Annotated in this window: 1 rRNA gene; it reads right to left on the bottom strand. The window is 55.3% G+C overall.

The annotated features are described in order from the left end of the window. A 23S ribosomal RNA gene (locus tag ACH34W_RS55685) occupies positions 1–523 on the bottom strand; the annotation flags it as partial.

Below are 523 nucleotides of genomic sequence, written 5' to 3'. Positions count from 1 at the left end.
CACTTTTCACCTTTCCCTCACGGTACTTGTCCGCTATCGGTCATCAGGAAGTATTCAGCCTTACCAAGTGGTCTTGGCAGATTCACACGGGATTTCACGGGCCCCGTGCTACTCGGGAACACACCCAAGAGACATCGCAATTTCGTCTACCGGACTCTCACCGTCTACGGTCGGCCTTCCCATGCCATTCGACTATCACGACGTTTTATAACTCTTCGCTGGTCTGGCAGAACCAGCAGGATGGTCCCACAACCCCGCATACGCAACCCCTGCCAGGTATCACACGTACACGGTTTAGGCTAATCCGCTTTCGCTCACCACTACTCACGGAATCACTATTGTTTTCTCTTCCTGCGGGTACTGAGATGTTTCACTTCCCCGCGTTCCCACCAACCGGCCTATACATTCAGCAGGCGGCGACACCCCATGACGGGTGCCAGGTTTCCCCATTCGGAAATCCCCGGATCAAAGTCTGGTTGCCGACTCCCCGAGGCATATCGCAGGCTCCCACGTCCTTCATCGG

It is taken from the genome of Actinomadura sp. 6N118 (assembly GCF_044326415.1).
Classification (GTDB): Bacteria; Actinomycetota; Actinomycetes; order Streptosporangiales; family Streptosporangiaceae; genus Spirillospora.
The sequence above is the reverse complement of the archived record's forward strand: the minus strand, read 5'-3'. Positions and strand labels throughout refer to the sequence as shown.